This is a genomic window from Chloroflexaceae bacterium (assembly GCA_025057155.1).
Classification (GTDB): Bacteria; Chloroflexota; Chloroflexia; order Chloroflexales; family Chloroflexaceae; genus JACAEO01.
The window spans coordinates 261495-277309 of the sequence record JANWYD010000005.1; the positions used below are offsets into that span (position 1 = coordinate 261495).

Annotated in this window: 12 protein-coding genes; 2 read left to right on the forward strand and 10 right to left on the reverse strand. The window is 65.5% G+C overall.

Features of this window, described 5'->3' with window-relative positions:
* Positions 1-22 precede the first annotated feature (22 nt).
* From NZU74_06095 to rpoD, 9 genes are all read right to left on the reverse strand, one after another.
* Entirely contained in the window at positions 23-793 is a 771-nt protein-coding gene (locus NZU74_06095; GenBank protein ID MCS6880886.1) for an IclR family transcriptional regulator, read from the reverse strand.
* Positions 790-1623 carry a putative hydro-lyase gene (locus tag NZU74_06100; protein ID MCS6880887.1) on the reverse strand — a complete coding sequence of 278 codons (834 nt, stop codon included), beginning with the start codon at positions 1621-1623 and terminating at the stop codon, positions 790-792. Before NZU74_06100 ends, NZU74_06095 begins: the two co-directional genes overlap by 4 nt.
* Positions 1624-1697: 74 nt before the next feature.
* Complete coding sequence (locus NZU74_06105) at positions 1698-2435, reverse strand: ABC transporter ATP-binding protein (protein ID MCS6880888.1); 738 nt, start codon at positions 2433-2435, stop codon at positions 1698-1700.
* Positions 2419-3147, reverse strand: coding sequence for an ABC transporter ATP-binding protein (locus tag NZU74_06110; GenBank protein ID MCS6880889.1), 729 nt, complete (start codon positions 3145-3147; stop codon positions 2419-2421). The genes NZU74_06105 and NZU74_06110 overlap by 17 nt, the downstream gene beginning before the upstream one ends.
* On the reverse strand, positions 3144-4196 hold the full coding sequence (locus NZU74_06115) for a branched-chain amino acid ABC transporter permease (protein ID MCS6880890.1): 1053 nt from the start codon (positions 4194-4196) through the stop codon (positions 3144-3146). Before NZU74_06115 ends, NZU74_06110 begins: the two co-directional genes overlap by 4 nt.
* Positions 4197-4207: 11 nt before the next feature.
* Positions 4208-5092: a branched-chain amino acid ABC transporter permease gene (locus tag NZU74_06120; GenBank protein MCS6880891.1), complete on the reverse strand. Its 885-nt coding sequence runs from the start codon at positions 5090-5092 to the stop codon at positions 4208-4210.
* A gap of 141 nt (positions 5093-5233) precedes the next feature.
* The gene (locus NZU74_06125) at positions 5234-6592 is read right to left on the reverse strand and encodes an ABC transporter substrate-binding protein (GenBank protein MCS6880892.1); all 1359 of its coding nucleotides are present in this window, start codon (positions 6590-6592) and stop codon (positions 5234-5236) included.
* Between the two features lie 216 nt (positions 6593-6808).
* Positions 6809-9349 carry a glycosyltransferase family 39 protein gene (locus NZU74_06130; GenBank protein ID MCS6880893.1) on the reverse strand — a complete coding sequence of 847 codons (2541 nt, stop codon included), beginning with the start codon at positions 9347-9349 and terminating at the stop codon, positions 6809-6811.
* A gap of 196 nt (positions 9350-9545) precedes the next feature.
* Positions 9546-10682: an RNA polymerase sigma factor RpoD gene (gene rpoD / locus NZU74_06135; GenBank protein ID MCS6880894.1), complete on the reverse strand. Its 1137-nt coding sequence runs from the start codon at positions 10680-10682 to the stop codon at positions 9546-9548.
* Positions 10683-11312: 630 nt separating this feature from the next.
* Between rpoD and NZU74_06140 the strand changes: the two genes are divergently transcribed.
* Positions 11313-11705 (forward strand): PPOX class F420-dependent oxidoreductase, encoded by a 393-nt coding sequence (locus NZU74_06140; GenBank protein ID MCS6880895.1) that lies wholly within the window; start codon positions 11313-11315, stop codon positions 11703-11705.
* Between the two features lie 384 nt (positions 11706-12089).
* The gene (locus tag NZU74_06145) at positions 12090-14876 is read left to right on the forward strand and encodes a cation-translocating P-type ATPase (GenBank protein ID MCS6880896.1); all 2787 of its coding nucleotides are present in this window, start codon (positions 12090-12092) and stop codon (positions 14874-14876) included.
* Here the strand turns inward: NZU74_06145 and NZU74_06150 are convergent.
* Entirely contained in the window at positions 14848-15705 is an 858-nt protein-coding gene (locus NZU74_06150; GenBank protein MCS6880897.1) for an alpha/beta fold hydrolase, read from the reverse strand. The genes NZU74_06145 and NZU74_06150 overlap by 29 nt on opposite strands.
* Between the last annotated feature and the right edge of the window lie 110 nt (positions 15706-15815).

Here is a 15815-nt window from a genome sequence, read left to right on the forward strand (position 1 = left end):
AGTTGGAGAGGCGAGTCCTGGCTCACGCGACATGCCCGAGGCGCGCCGAGATCCGTTGGGCGGTTGCAACAACCAGTTCGATAACCTGAGGGATATTCGCGGCGCCGATTCGCTGTTCGGGGCCAGCGGCGCCAATCGCGGCGACAACCTGGCCGCTGCGGTCATAGAGGGGTGCGGCGGCGCAGAAAATGCCCGGCACGGTTTCGCCGTGATTGAGTGCGTAGCCCCGGGCGCGAATCTGGGCGATTTCGGCCCGCAGGCGCCGGGGGTCAACGATCGTGCAGGGCGTAAACGCCTGCAACGGGCCGGCAAGAATGCGCTCGATTTCGTTTTCGGGCAGCGCGCTTAGCAGCACCTTGCCCAGGGCGCCGCTGTGTAGCGGCCAGCGTGACCCAAGGGTCACGTCGGTGCGGATCGCCTGTTCGCTGAGAATGGTGTCAATATACACGATATGGTCGCCATCGCGCACCCCCAGGAAGACCGTTTCGTGGGTTGCGCGCATCAAGTCAACCAGGTGTGGGCGGGCAAGTGATGGCAACCCGGCGCTGTTCAACTGGCGCATCCCCAACTCGAGGGGTTTCAGCCCGAGCGTCCAGTGGCGTGTCACTGCGTCCTGGCACACGTATCCGCGCTCCTGCAAAATCTGGAGCAGGCGATGGCACGTGCTCGGGCTCAACTCGACCTGCTGGGCAAGATCGCGGATCCCGATCGGATGGGGTTGCGCGGCGAGAAACTCCAGAATATCCAGACCGCGCTGCAAGAGGCGGCTGTGGCGATCATCACGGATTGTCATGACTGCACCGGCGAGAGAGTCTGCTCTGCAAGCGCCGCAATAGGCAAATCGGCGACCAGCATATGGCCCGGGGCATGGGTAATCATGAGAGAGACTCGGCTTTCCAGCGCCACGGCCTGAGGAGTCACCCCGCAGGCCCAGAACATCGGCACATCGTCAGGTTGGGCGACAACCGGCTCGCCCCAGTCTGGCTGGTTCAAATCGGCAATGCCCAGCGATTCGGGATCGCCGATCTGGACGGGAGCGCCATGGAGGAGGGGATAGCGGGCGCTGATGGCCGCAGCCCGCTCAACCAGAGCTGTCGGCATCGGGCGATAGGTCACCACCAGGTTGCCCTGGAACGGCCCGGCCGGAACGCAGGGACGGTTCGTGCGAAACATGGGCACATTGCGTCCCTGTTCCAGGTGGCGCACCGGCAGGCCGGCGGCCAGCAGCGCCCCATCGAAGCCAAAGGAGCAGCCGAGCAAAAACGCGACCAGATCGTCGCGCCAGAGATCGCGCAGATTGTCAACTTCCGCGACGAACCGACCTTCCCGGTAGATCCGATAGCGCGGGATGTCAAAACGGATGTCGGCATCGGCGGCCAGTGCCGCCGGCACCCGTGGATCGCCGGGGGGCAGCACTGCCAGCACCGGGCAGGGTTGCGGATTGCGATTGCAGAACTGTTGGAAGGCGGCAGCCTCGTCAACGGGTAACACGACCAGGTTAGCCTGGACATGGCCGGGCGCCAGGCGCTCAGTTGAACGCCGCCACAGGCCGTTGCGGATGGCTGCGCGAATAGCTGCCGGTCTGGTTTCGGGGAGGGGCCAGGGCATCTGATGATCAGACATAACCCTCCAAACTATCCACGCTGGCAGGAGATAGAGGAAGCCTGGTCGCCCGACTCGATATCTACGCTGGAACGCTACAATCCCAGATACGCCCGGCGCACCAGATCGGATTGCAGTAAATCAGCGCCAGCGCCCGTGGCGACGATCTGACCGACCTGGAGCACATAGGCGCGATGGGCCAGCGTGAGCGTCTCCTTTACATTTTGCTCGATGAGTAAAATAGTCATGCCGCTCGCGCTCAGGGTGCGCACCACATCGAAGATCCCTTCGACGACCAGGGGCGCCAGCCCCAGGCTTGGCTCGTCAAGCATTAACAGGCGCGGGCGGAGCATTAACCCGCGTCCGATGGCCAGCATCTGCTGTTCGCCGCCCGAAAGCGTGCCGGCGCGCTGGTGCAGACGTTCGCGGAGACGGGGGAAGAGGGTCAGCACTTCTTCCAGGGTTTGCTGCTCGGCGGATCGCGCCGCCCGGGTATACGATCCCAGCAACAGGTTCTGTAGAACGCTGAGCCGGCTGAAGATCCGGCGGCCCTCAGGAACGTGCGCAATTCCCAGGGCCGCGATAGCGTGTGGAGGCATCCGATTGAGCTGGTGGCCTTCCAGTCGGATCGAGCCGCTATCAGCAGGAATGAGACCGCTGATCGCGCGCAAGGTTGTAGATTTGCCGGCGCCGTTGGCGCCCACCAGCGCGACCACCTCACCCGCACGCACCTCGAACGAGACGCCATAGAGCGCCGGAACGCCGCCGTAGCTGACCCGCAAATCCTCCACGGTCAGCAACGGCGAGCTGGCGCGGTCAGGACGGGTTTGCATAACTGGACCCCAGATACGCCGCGATGACTTCTGGATTACGGGTGATACTATCGGGCGTTCCTTCAGCGATCTTTTTGCCGTAGTTTAACACCAGCACCCGATCAGATAATGGCAGCAATACATCCATAATATGTTCAATAAGCAAGATGGAAATCCCTCGCCTCTGGATGGACCGCACCAGCGCAACTGCCTGCTGGCGTTCCTGGGCATTGAGGCCGCTCATCACCTCATCGAGCATGAGCAGCCGTGGCCGGGTTGCCAGCGCGCGCGCCACTTCGAGGCGTTTCTTATCGGCAATGGTCAGGTTCTTGCCGAGCGTCTGGGCGCGCGCCTCAAGGCCGGTGAAGGCCAGAACTTCTTCCGCAATTCGCTGTGCTTCGCGCACGGCGCGGGTGCGCAGAAAAGCGCCGACCATCACGTTTTGCAGCACGCTGAGATCGGGCAAGGCGCGGACGATCTGGAAGGTGCGCACCAGCCCGCGCCGGCAGATGCGATCGGGGCGCATCCCGGTGATGTCTTCGCCCGCAAAACGCACCCGCCCATTGGTAGGCTTCAGGAACCCGGCGATACAGGCGAAGAGCGTGGTCTTGCCGGCGCCGTTTGGCCCGATAATGCCCAGCACCTCGCCGTCGTTCAGTGTAAACGAAATCCGGTCGTTGGCCACCAGGCCGCCAAACGTCATCGTCAGGTCAGTAACTTCGAGCAAGCTCATGAGCGGATGCTCTCTTCCATCTGCGTGTCGGCTGGAGCGGCAGGGGCCACACGCGCGCGCTGCCGCAGGCGAAAGCGCTCGGAAAGGCCGGCCAGCCCTGCGGGTTGAAAGACGGCGATCACCATGATGAGCAACCCGTAGATCACCAGATCGAAGGCCGTTCCCCGCCCGCCCAACTGGCTGCGGGTCACCTCGGCGAGAGGGATCAGCACCGCCGCGCCCAGGAACGGCCCCCAGAGACTGCCGGCGCCGCCCAGGATCGCCACCAGGGCGATCAACACCGAGAGCGACAGGCCAAATACGGTTTCCGGATCGACGAACAACAAGTATTGGGCATAGAACGTCCCAATCAGCGCCGTACAGGCTGAGCTGATCAACAGTGCGATCAGCTTATAGCGCGCCACGGGTACGCCGATGGCCGCGGCAGCAGTCTGATCGTTCTTGATGGCTCGCAGATAGAACCCGATCCACGAACGGTCGAGCAGCACGGCCACGACCTGTACCAGGCCCAGGAGTCCCAGGGCTAGATAGACATATGGCAGTTTACTGCTGTTGAATTGCAGCATCCACCACGAATCGGTCGGGCGTCCTTGCATATCGCGCGTGATTGGCAGGGAGATGCCTGCGGCCCCGCCCACGAAGTCGAGATTCTGGAAGATTACCAGGGCGATTTCCGCGAGGGCGATGGTGGCAATGGCCAGGTAATGGCCGGCCAGACGAAAGACGGGATACCCGATCAGCAACGCCAGAACCATTGCCAGCGCCATCCCCGCCAGGGCGCCGAGCCACGGCGAGACCTGGGCGCGTACCAGCAACAGGGAGGAGGTGTATGCGCCAATGCCGAAAAAAATGGCATTACCCAGGGAAATTTGACCGGCGAAGCCGCCCAGAATGTTCCATGCCTGAGCCAGGGCGGCATAGACGCCGATCAGGATCAGCGTGTGGTGGAACACATTGTTGTTGATCAGCAGCGGCGTGGTCAGAAGGATGCCGATCACGACGGCAAGCGCGGTCAGCGTGAGCGGTGCGGGCAGGCGACGGTCGAGCATGGTCGCCCCTTTCAATAGCGCCCAAACAAACCCTGGGGACGTACTAATACCACCAGCAGGTAAAGCGTGAAGACCAGGGCGTACTTATAGGCCGGAGGGATGCCGAGCAGCAGCGGGGCGACAATCTCTACCAATCCCACCAGGATCCCGGCAATGAGTGCTCCGGTGATGCTGCCAAACCCCCCAAGGGCCACGATGATGTAGGCCAGGAGGGCAAAGGTCACTCCTACGCTGGGGTAAATGTAGTAGAAACTGGCCAGGACCGCGCCGGCGATCCCGACGCATGCCGCGGCAATGCCCCATCCCAGGTCGAACATGCGTCCGGCGGGGATGCCCATCAATGCCGCGGTACTGCGGTCTTCGGCAACTGCCTGGAGCGCCAGGCCAAGCCGCGTTCGTCCAATCAGCAGGCCCAGCAGGGCAAACGCGACCGCGGCGATCACGGCTGCAACCAGTTGCGGCACTCCGATGAACACGTCCCTGCCGAGGGCGATGCGTCCCCCGACGATCCGGGACAGGAACGGATCCTGTATCGAACGAAAATCAGCCGACCAGAGATACTGGGCGCCAGCGCGCAAGAAGAGGCCCAGGCCGAAGGTCGCGAAAATCTGCGCCAGGGCCGGGGCGTTGAGCACGCGCATCACCAGGAGGCGGTTGGTCAATACGCCGACACCGAACATCAGCGCTGCGGTAATAGGCAGGCTCGTCAGCGGATCAAGCTGCCAGAGTTCCCACATCCAGAACGAGCTGAACATCGCCAGCATCAGGAATTCGCCATGGGCGAAGTTGACGATCTCCATCAGCCCGAAGATCAGCGAGAGACCTGCGGCGATGAGGGCGTAGATCATTCCGATCAGGATCCCTGACAGCACCGCCTGTACGATTGTGGCGTCCATAGCAGGCTCTTCTGGCGCTTCTGTGCGATTGTCAGCAAAATCCCGGTTCCCGGCAGGCAACCCGGAGGGTTGCCTGCCCTGATAGGGTACGGCAGGGCGCGGGGGGGCCTGCGAGGGTTCCCGCGCCCGATAGCCCGTCGCTCACCGATTGGCCCACGCGACGCCTGGGAACCGCACCTCGGAGGAGGCAAACTCGAAGGGATAGACTGTCACGTAGGCGCCGTTCTGACGTTGCACGAGGATGGCCTGACCGAGGCTATTCTGGCCCTTTTCGTCGAACTTGATCCCCTGCCAGGGCATGATCAACTGGTCAGGGGGAATGTCGGTGGCGGCAAGCGCTGCGCGGATGGCCTCAGGATCGGTTGAGCCTGCGCGGTTGATCGCTTCGGCCAGGGCCATGAAGCCGGTAAAGGCGCGCGCGGGCGCATCGGTAAGCGGGCGGTCGTGGCTTTGCCGGTACATCTGATCAATCCGCGCCGCCAGATCTTTAGCCTGGGTAATGTCGGCGGCGTAGGCCGCGCGCGAAAGGATGCCCTCGGCATCGGCGCCGGTGGTTTCGAGGAAGGCGTTGTCGAGGTAGCCGGCGTTCTGGGCGATGATCAACTGTGGCGCGAAGCCGAGTTCGCGGGCCGTCTTCACCGTCAGAATAGCATCATTGACATACGACGAAGGCAGCAGCACGTCGGCGTTGAAAGATTTGAGCTGCTGGATCTCGCCCGTCAGCGCGGCGCTCCCTGACCGATACTTCACTTCACCCAGGACCGGAATACCGTATTCCTCTGCGAAACGCTTCTGGGCGGTGGCGCTGTTGACGCCGAAGTCGGTATCCTCGTAGAAGAGGGCCACGCCGTTGAGCGTCACACCCTGGCGCTCCTGAAACTCCTTGAGGAAGGCGAACATGACCCGCGAGAAGTCGAGGTCGGTGGGGGAGGTGCGGAAGAACCAGCGGTAGCCGCGCTCGGTCAGGTCCGGCGATGAGGATTCGCCATTGACAAAGGGAATGCCAGCACGCTCGGCCACGCTGCTCGCGGTTTTGGTCACCGCGCTGTTGTAGGCGCCGTAGAGCGCCACTACCCCTTCGTTCAGCAGCCGCTCCGCCTCTGACTGGCCAATGTCAGCCTTGGCCTGCGAGTCGCCGAAGATCACCTCGATGGTTGCGCCGCCAAGATTGGGCAGGCCCGTGCCTGGCGCCAGGGCGAACGGGAGATCGCCCATATCCTGGTTGATGATCGCCAGCGCCAGCTCGATTGCCGCTTTCATGTCGTTGCCCGTCTGCGCCTGCGGCCCGCTCAACGGGTAGATGACCCCGATCTTGATGCTCGCCGGTGGAGCGGGGGCCTGGCCGGTCGGCGCGGTTGCAGGGGCCTGCGGTGTGGCTGCGGATGGGGTGGATGCGGGAGCCTGCCCGGCCGGTGCGCCGCCGCAGCCGGCCAGCGCCGTGATCAGGGCCAGGGTCAGCAGCCCGGTGAGTTGCCTGGTAACCGATAGTTTGCCAATCACGGCCTGTTCCTCCTTCCATATGCCGCAAAAAACTGCGTTTCTGCTCGCAGCGGGTATGCACCACTACCGCACGAGGCATCCCTGCCCCGCAGTGGAGGAGAGTACGAGAGGCCGACCCTGGCCGTGTTCCGTCAGTTGGAACATTGTTTTGGCAGTTGGAACGGTGTTAGGGCGAGTATAGCACGACGACCGCCTGGCGTCAAGCGAGGAGAGGCGTTACGGCCCGCCGCGCGCCAGCCTCACCGCGGCCTCGCCGCGCGCGAAGGCCAGCACCAGCGGTCGCGCTCCGTCGGGGTAGGTGGCGACCGGGCCGAGCGGGAGGCCCTCGGGGCCGAGGGCGGCCAGGGTGGCGGCCTGGTCGGCGGCGCTGGCATCACCTGGCAGCAGCACGAGGACCGGCCCGTCGCCGGGGATGGGCGCGCCGGTGTACGCCTCGGGCGGCGCGCCCCATGTCAGGAAGCGCACCGTGTCGGCGCCGAGCAACGCTTCGGGCAGCAAAACGCGCACGGCTCGCACCTCAGCATCGGCGCTGGCCGCAGGGGCCGCTGCCAGACGCCCCATCGCCGTCTCCACCATATCGAACGCGTTGTAGACCCGCGGCTCCAGGCGCATTACGCCAAAGTACAGCCAGGCATTGAAACTCAGACTGGCCAGCAGGGCCACGGCCCACACGGCGGCGCGTCCCGGCGGGGCCAGTGCCGCCAGTCCCAGGCCAGCAAGCATGGCCGCCGGGGCCAGCGTCCCCAGGGAGCGCATCGCGTGGGGCGCGTTGCCGCTGAACACGCCAGGGATCAGGTAGATCATCCCCAGGGCCAGGACCGCGGCCACGCCCGTGCGCCGACGCAGCAGCGGCAGGGCCAGACCGAGGCCCACGGCCAGCGACCACCCCGCCACCGGGTCGAGCATTGGCGCGTCGGGCATGTGGTGACGGCCGTTGAAATCGCCGCGAACGTGAAACATCAGCAGGTAGCGCTCCAGATTGCCAAGGATCAGCCCGGCGGGCGCGCGGGTGGTCAGATTGGCGCTATCGAGGATCGAAACCCGGCCCACCCGCCGGTTGTAGCCCTGCTGGTCGTTCAGGATGTACAGCGCCAGTGGGGCGATGGTCAATGCACCCGCGACAGCCGCAACGGCCAGCCCGGGCAGGGCGCGCCGCCAGGCTATTGCCGAGGCGCCCAGGCGAATTGCCGCCACTGCCGCCAGGGCCAGGGGCGCGACGCGCCCGGTATGGTAGGTGTACACCGCAAGGCCGCCAAGGACGCCCGCCGCCGCCAGAAACGCCACCCGGCGCGCCGTGCCGGGCGCTTCCTCCGGCGGGGCCAGGCCGCGCCAGAGGAACCCTATCGCCGCCAGCACCAGCAGATGGTCGAGGGTGGCGGGAAAAGCCCAGCGGCTCATGCTCAGGCTCCAGGAGGACCAGGCGACCAGCGCGGCGGCGAAAAGCGCCGCGCGCCGGCCAATGAGCGGGCTGGCGGCCCAGAAGAGCGCCAGCGGGGTAAGGGCGCCGGCCAGGGCGCTCACCAGGCGCGCGCTCCAGGCGTGCGGGCCGAACAGACCCACCGCCGGCGCCATCAGGTAGAACAGTAGTGCCGGCAGGTCGGCCCCAACCACCACGTAGATCGGGCGGTAGCCGGGATCGTTCCAGATCCGCAGCGCCTGCAGCCCGTGGCGCGACTCATCGCGCCAGAGGCCCGCGGGTTGTGCATCGAGGTTCACAAAGCGCAGTCCGATGGCCAGCAGAACAATCAGCGCAAGAGCAAGGGGCCAGCGGGCGGTGAGCCGCTGCCCGGCGAGGGTCGCGTCACGCTGTGCGGGCGACGGAAGCCCCACCCACACCCCGACAACGAACATGGCCATCCCCGGAAACGGCGGCAGACCAAGGCGCATCAGGCCAAGGGCGACCAGGGCTGCTCCCAGGCCGATCCAGCCGATGGCGGGGCGGCGCGCCAGACGCGCGCGGGTGGCGGCCAGGCCAGAGCCGAGCCAGGGCCAGGTCGCCAGGAGGGCGAGGGGCAGCGCCGGCCACCACGGCCAGCCAAGGGTAGGCAGCCAGTAGCCCGCGGCGGTTGGAAAGGCCATCGCCCAGCCGGCCAGCATTGCCAGCAGCGCACCGCATCCCAGCGCAAGGGGCGCAGGCGTTCCCAGGCGCGTGAGCAGCAACCAGCCGATGAGCGGCAGCGCCAGGAGGTACAGCGCCCGCGCGGGCGGCAACCACGGCCCGGCCGTGGCAGCCGTGGCGCGCACGTGGCTCAGGGCCAGGCCAAGCTCGCGGGGATCGCCAGGGGGCGTAAAGGGGCTGGTTTGCAGCACCAGGGCGCTCTCGCCAATCGGACCGGTTGGAGTAAGGACGTGGTAGCGCCGCCAGTCGCCGGCAGCCGCGAAGACGCCGGAGAATTGATTATCGCGGCGCACCTGCACGACCACAGGGGCAGCGCCGGGGGGACGGGGCGCCGCGAGGCGCAGGCTGACAATCGCCGGGCGCCCGTCGAAGCCGAAGAGCACGAGGGCGGCGAGGGGCTCACTCCAGCGGTAGGCATCGGTTGCATTCCGCTCGAGGCCGTGAAAACGGACCAGCACCCGGCGCGCAGCTGGATCAGCGGCGCTCAGGTCAACGCCGGGATTAGCGATCAGCGCGCCGGCCAGCAGCAGGCCAAGGGTCAGCAAGGCCAGCAGCGCGGGCGGGGCCAGCGGAGCCAGGATCGGGCGATGCGTCGTGGCGCGGCGGGCGCCAACCCCGCCCGTAGCGAGCAACCTCATACGCGGTCCGGGGTCGGTGATTGGCATTGCCGGACCATTATATCCCGGAGATAAGACGGCCCGGCGGGCCGTCTCTGCCGTGCGGCCCGGCGGGCCGTCTCTGCCGTGCGGCCCGGCGGGCCGTCTCTGCCGTGCGGCCCGGCGGGCCGTCTCTGCCCGGCGGGCCGTCTCGGCCCTGCCGGTTGGGGAAAAGGCGTCAATCGAGGTAACCGCGCAACTTCTTGCCCAGATGGGGATGGCGCAGCTTGCGCAGCGCGACGGCCTCGATCTGGCGAATGCGTTCGCGAGTGATGCCGAACTCAACGCCGACCTCTTCGAGGGTGCGGTAGCGCCCATCTTTGAGGCCATAGCGCAACTGAATGATCTTGCGCTCGCGTTCGGGGAGCTTCTGGAGCACTTCCTCGATCTGCTCGCGGAGCATCGAAGCGGCTGCGGCATCGGCGGGGGTTGAGATACGCTCGTCTTCGATAAAATCGCCCATGCGCCCTTCGCCCTCCTGGCCCACCGGCATCTCGAGCGAGAGGGGATGCATACTTGCTTCGAGGGTGCGCCGCACCTTGCCGGCGCTGATGCCCATGGCCTCGGCGATCTCCTCGGGCGTCGGCTCGCGCTGCATAGACTGCTGGAGCTTGTGGCTGGTGCGCTTCACCTGGCTGATCGCCTCACCCATATGCACGGGGAGGCGAATGGTGCGGCTCTGGTCGGCGATGGCGCGGGTAATGGCCTGGCGGATCCACCAGGTGGCATAGGTGCTGAACTTGTGGCCCTTCTTGTAATCAAACTTCTCAACCGCGCGCATCAGGCCGATATTCCCTTCCTGGACCAGATCCATCATGGTCAGGCCGTAGGAAGTGTATTTTTTCGCGATCGAGACCACCAGGCGCAGATTGGCCTGGATCAGATGCTGGCGAGCCTCCTGGCCCCTGGCGAAGGCCCGTTCAAGGGCGGCCTTCTCGGTACCGCTCTCATACTCCTCGCGTTCGAGCCGCTGGCGGGCCAGGTCGCCCGCTTCCATCGCCTGAGCCAGTTCAACCTCCTGCTCTGCGGTCAGCAGGGGCACCTGACCGATCTCCTGGAGATACATCCGTACCGGATCATCGAAGGCGATCTCAGCGAGATCAGGCAGTTCGCCCAGTGATTCCTCTTCGCCGTGGCCGGAGTTCTGCTCAACATCGGCGGCCGACTCAACCACCTTGATGCCCTCCGCCTGGAGGCGGGCATAGAGTTGATCGACTTCGGCGACGTGCAACTCTGGTTGCGGAAAGGCTTCAAGGATATCGCCGTAGGTCACAAAGCCACGCTGCCGCGCCAGCTCAAGCAAGTGCTCACTCATCGGCCCCGACTCCTGTGTGGATGCATTATGCTGCGGTACCATCCTCGTCCTCAGGCACGCCTGACGGCCCTGCGCCGCGCCCCGGTGTAATTAACATAATACACCCATTGTCAAGCGTTTCCTGCCTTTTCCATTGAATACAATCGCCTGCTGTTTGACAAAACTCGCTACTTTGTCCTTCAGGATACGAATATCCTGCGTAGCGAATCAAGGGAATGTAATAGGGCCGGAGCGGGTATCTGGTCCGCTCAGGCCCTTCGCGCCGACCGGGTGTGTGATTGCTGGCAAGAAGATGGGGTCGAGCCTGAGAACTCAAACCCCATTTCGCTTCACACCTTGGAGGGACGCGAACATGGCACCCCGCTCACTTTGCCGGTGTTACTATAGCATTATGCAACGGTTAAAGTCAACCCCTCTCTGGTGAAGAATCAGCGAATATACCGCACTGTGGTGCGGTAGTACGTGTGTTCACAATTCGGAGCCTCCTGTTCCCCGCGTTCCTGCCAGATGATGGCGTTCCTCCGGTCTGGACTCAGAGAAATGAGGAAACCAGGGTTCCCCATTCCCCTCCGCGGTTTCGGGGTACAATACAGCGCGTCCATCGCTCACGACCAGGCGGAGGTGGCAGTGATGCTTCTCACAGAGGGTCAACGGCAGTTTCTTGAGGGACGGCACTACGCGGTCGTTGGCACGCTGAACGCCGATGGCAGCATTCACCAGACGGTCGTCTGGTACTTGCTGGAGGGCGAGCAGATCCGTTTTAACGTTGGCGCCGAGAGCGTCAAGGCCCGCAATCTGCGCCGCAACCCGACCATCGCGGTGACGATTGAGGACGGCGTGCGCTACCTTTCGTTGAGCGGGGTTGCCGTGGTTGAACCGCTGGACCCGGAGTTGCGCCGCCGGCTGGCGCTCCGCTACCTTGGACCGGAACGGGTCGAGGAGTGGCTGGCGCGGCGCCCCGATGTCCCGCGCGCCTCGGTGCGCGTGACAGTGCGACGGGTGCACGGCCAGGGAGTGACCTAGGGCGATTGTGGATTTTGGATTTTGGATTGTGGATTTTGGATTGAGCGCGGGGGGCGTTCACATCTCCCGAACACGTATTTACCGCGGAGGCCGCGGAGGGAGCCGCGTAGTCTGTGAACGAAGTTGTTCGCTAACTCCACCCCCTCCTCAATCCTCCCCCTCTGGGGAGGGGGGCGCCCGGTTCCTCCCCCCGGCGGGGGGAGGTTGGGAGGGGAGCGAAAATGTCAGGAAACGTCGTTCACAGACTACTGACTACTGAGGGACAAGCATCCATCCTCGCTCCCCGGCGTGCCCTGTGCCGAGTCTGAACAACTCGTCGAGGCAAGCTGCTGTTGGCGTATCGGCCCCTCAAGGCAGAGCGGAGCGATGATAAGGATCGAAGACATGCGACGGGCCTATCAGCGCCCGGTGGCCGAAGTGCTCGCGGCGCTGGGGGTTGACCCTGCGCGCGGATTGGACCCCGCTGAAGCCCGGGCGCGTTTCGAGCGCTACGGGCGCAACGAGTTGCCCGAGGCCCCGCCGCCGCCCCTCTGGCTGCGTTTTCTGGCCCAGTTTCGCGATCCGTTGACCGGGTTGCTGCTGGCGGCCACGCTGATTTCATTCGCGGTCTGGCTGATCGAGCGTGCCGATCCGCTCCCCTTCGAAGCCCTGACCATCCTGGCCATCGTGCTGCTGAACGGTGTGCTGGGATTCGTGCAGGAGAGCCGCGCCGAGCAGGCCGTGGCGGCCCTGCGTGTTCTGGCCGCGCCTCAGGCCCGCGTGCTGCGCGGCGGGCGCCCACAGACGATTCCTGCCGCCGAGGTTGTGCCTGGCGATATTTTGCTGATCGAAGAGGGCGATACCGTGCCTGCGGATGCCCGCATTATCGAGTCGATCGCCCTGCGGGTTGCCGAGGCGGTGCTGACCGGCGAAAGCGCCAGCGTCAGTAAGGACAGCGACCCGATCAAGGCTGAGGTGACCCTCCCTGACCGCCACAATATGCTCTTTAGCGGCACGGCGGTGGCTTCGGGCCGGGGGCGCGCCGTGGTGACCGCCACCGGCCAGCACACTGAAATTGGCAAGATCGCCGGCACGCTGCAACACACCGAGAGTGAACCAACGCCGTTGCAGAACGAACTGGCGCGGGTGGGCCGCTTTCTCGGCGCCGCAGTGATCGCCATTGCCGTGGTGATGAGCGTAACGCTGATCCTGGTCAGTGGCGCCCGACGCCTGGGTGATCTGGTGGACGTGCTGATCCTGGGAGTCAGCCTGGCGGTCGCAGCCGTGCCTGAGGGGCTGACCGCGATCACCACGATTGTGCTCTCCCTGGGCATGCAGCGCATGGCCGGGCGCAACGTGATCGTCCGCAGGCTCGCGTCGGTCGAAACGCTCGGCTCGACCACGGTGATTTGCACGGACAAGACTGGCACGCTCACCCGCAATGAGATGACCGTGCGGGCTGTGGTAACCCCCAGCGGCCGGGTGAGTCTCGACGCGGAAGGCGAAGGGACGGGAGGGACGCTGAACATAGATGGCCGGCCCATGAGCGATCCGGCGCTGCGGGAGGAGGTGCGGAAGGCGCTGCGCGCGGCCCATATGGCCAACAATGCGCGGCTGGTTCAAGAGAACGGGCGCCTGGTCATTCGCGGCGACCCGACTGAGGGCGCCTTGCTGCTGGCGGCGCGCCGGGTGGGCCTGACCGACGATGAGTTGGATGAGCGGTTTCCGCGGGTGGGCGAGGTGCCCTTCACCTCGGAGCGTAAGCTGATGAGCACCGCCCACGTTGACCAGGAGAAGGAGCGCCTGATCGTCTTCACCAAAGGCGCGCCTGATATTCTACTGGCCCGCTGCGACTATGAACGTGTCGGGCTGGAGGGAGAGGTGCGTTCATTAACTGCGGAACGCCGGCGCGAGATCCTGGCCTGCATCGAGGAACTGGCCGACCAGGCCCTGCGCACCCTCGGAGTGGCCTACCGCACGCTGGCGCGCGACGCGGCCAGCGGCCAGTTCAGTGAGGACGTCGAACGGTCGCTGGTCTTCCTGGGGGTGCTGGGGCTGATTGACCCGCTGCGCCCCGAGGCGCGCCAATCGGTAGCGCAGGCGAAACGGGCGGGCATCCGCCCGATTATGATCACCGGCGACCATCCGCGCACCGCCGCCGCCATCGCCGCCGAGGCTGGCATCGGCGCGCCTGGCCAGTCGGCGATGACCGGCAGCGCCTTGCAGCAGATGGACGACGCTGAACTTCGGCGCGTTCTGGGCGCGTGTTCGGTCTTTGCGCGGGTGGCCCCGGAACACAAGTTGCGCCTGGTGCGGGCGCTCAAAGCTGACGGCGCGATCGTGGCCATGACCGGTGACGGGGTCAATGATGCCCCGGCGCTCAAGGCGGCAGACATCGGTGTGGCCATGGGCATTACCGGCACCGATGTGAGCAAGGGCGCCGCCGATATGATCCTGACCGACGACAATTTCGCCTCCATCGTCGCAGCGGTGGAGGAGGGCCGTTCGATCTTTGCCAACATTCAGAAGTTTCTGCGCTACCTGCTTTCCTCAAACATCGGCGAAGTGCTGACGATGTTCGGCGGAGTGACGCTGGCGTCCGTGATCGGGTTGACGCACGGCGAGGGCACGCTACTGGTGGCGCCCCTGCTGGCCACGCAGATCCTCTGGATCAACCTGCTGACCGACGCCGCGCCCGCTCTGGCCCTGGGTCTCGAACCGGCCGACCCGCAGGTGATGGAGCGTCCGCCCCGCGACCCCCGCACGCCGGTGATCACCAGGCAGATGTGGTTCAACATTTTTTTTGCGGGCTTGATTATGGCCGTCGGCACCCTGGCGGTGATGGATGCGGCCCTTCCCGGCGGCCTGATTGCCGGGACAGGGGATCTGGCCTATGCCCAGACGATGAGCTTCACCACCCTGGTGTTGTTCCAGTTGTTTAACGTCCTGAATGCCCGTTCAGATGAGCGGAGCGCCTTTTACCGCTTTTTCGGCAACCCCTGGTTGTGGGGCGCGGTGGGGCTGTCGTTCGTGTTGCAGGCGCTGGTGGTGTACCTGCCCGCCCTGCAGCGGCCGTTCAATACCGTGCCGCTGAGCCTGAACGACTGGGTGGTCTGTGTGGGAGTCGCCAGCAGCGTGCTCTGGCTGGGAGAGGCGCGCAAGCTCATCGCGCGGCTGCGGCGACAAGGGTAGCGCGCTCGACGCCGGCAAGGAAACCCAGCAGCAGGCCATGGAAGGCGCGCGCCGCCTCGATCTGGGGGAAGTGGCCGCAGCGCGGGAATACGACCAGGCGCGCGCCGGGAATGGCCAGCGCCCGCTGACTGGTCTCCAGGGGAAAGACCTGATCGGCTTCGCCCCAGACCAACAGGGTAGGCGCGCGCAGTTCGCCAAGGCGGTCGCGGAGGCCGGTGCGCCCCAGGTCGGTGGCGTCGTAGCGACGGCTGAGGGCGGTTAGAGCGCGGCGGTTATCGGCGCCGATGAGGGCCGCCCGGCCCCGTTCGAGGATCTCGGCGGTGAGGTGGCGTTCAGGGGCGTAGAAAGCGGCGCTGAGCATGGCCCGCACCACTGCCGGCCGGGCGGAGAGCCAGAGCAACGCCGGGCCGACGAGCGGCCAGCCGCCGGCCCGTGTCAGGGGCGAGGGTTCGCTGAAGCCGTCGCTATCCACCAGGGTGAGGCTGCGCACGGCGGAGGGGTGCAGCAGGGCCGTGGCGATGGCGTATTTGCCTCCCATCGAGTGGGCCACTATGTGCGCTGCTCCCATACCGAGGCGCTCGATCAGCCGGGCATAGAGCCGGGCCGACAGTTCCAGCGAGTAGGGCGCGTCGGCGGGTTTATCGGAGCGCCCGAAGCCCAACCCGTCAACGGCGATGGCGCGATACCCTGCCCGCGCCAGCAGCCGGCCCGTCGGGCGCCACTCTTCAGATGAGCCGGCAAAGCCGTGCAGCAATAGCACGGCGGGGCCGTGACCGGCTTCGAGCAGGTGCAGCCGGTAGCCGTCAATGGTGATAAACTGGCTGTGCATGGGTGGAGGATTCGCTCTCGGGGGGTTGGTTTCATCTCGTTCTATTAGATTGTACCAGATGCCTATAGGCGTTCGCCTCCCAACACGGGACGAAACGAGGCGTTCCTGGG

Excerpts from the sequence above, each read along its gene's own strand:
- NZU74_06120 (MCS6880891.1), bottom strand. The coding sequence starts at position 5,092 with ATGGACGCCACAATCGTACAGGCGGTGCTGTCAGGGATCCTGATCGGA.
- NZU74_06105 (MCS6880888.1), bottom strand. The coding sequence starts at position 2,435 with ATGCAAACCCGTCCTGACCGCGCCAGCTCGCCGTTGCTGACCGTGGAG.
- NZU74_06130 (MCS6880893.1), bottom strand. The coding sequence starts at position 9,349 with ATGAGGTTGCTCGCTACGGGCGGGGTTGGCGCCCGCCGCGCCACGACG.
- NZU74_06100 (MCS6880887.1), bottom strand. The coding sequence starts at position 1,623 with ATGTCTGATCATCAGATGCCCTGGCCCCTCCCCGAAACCAGACCGGCA.
- rpoD (MCS6880894.1), bottom strand. The coding sequence starts at position 10,682 with ATGAGTGAGCACTTGCTTGAGCTGGCGCGGCAGCGTGGCTTTGTGACC.
- NZU74_06115 (MCS6880890.1), bottom strand. The coding sequence starts at position 4,196 with ATGCTCGACCGTCGCCTGCCCGCACCGCTCACGCTGACCGCGCTTGCC.
- NZU74_06145 (MCS6880896.1), top strand. The coding sequence starts at position 12,090 with ATGCGACGGGCCTATCAGCGCCCGGTGGCCGAAGTGCTCGCGGCGCTG.
- NZU74_06095 (MCS6880886.1), bottom strand. The coding sequence starts at position 793 with ATGACAATCCGTGATGATCGCCACAGCCGCCTCTTGCAGCGCGGTCTG.
- NZU74_06150 (MCS6880897.1), bottom strand. The coding sequence starts at position 15,705 with ATGCACAGCCAGTTTATCACCATTGACGGCTACCGGCTGCACCTGCTC.
- NZU74_06110 (MCS6880889.1), bottom strand. The coding sequence starts at position 3,147 with ATGAGCTTGCTCGAAGTTACTGACCTGACGATGACGTTTGGCGGCCTG.
- NZU74_06140 (MCS6880895.1), top strand. The coding sequence starts at position 11,313 with ATGCTTCTCACAGAGGGTCAACGGCAGTTTCTTGAGGGACGGCACTAC.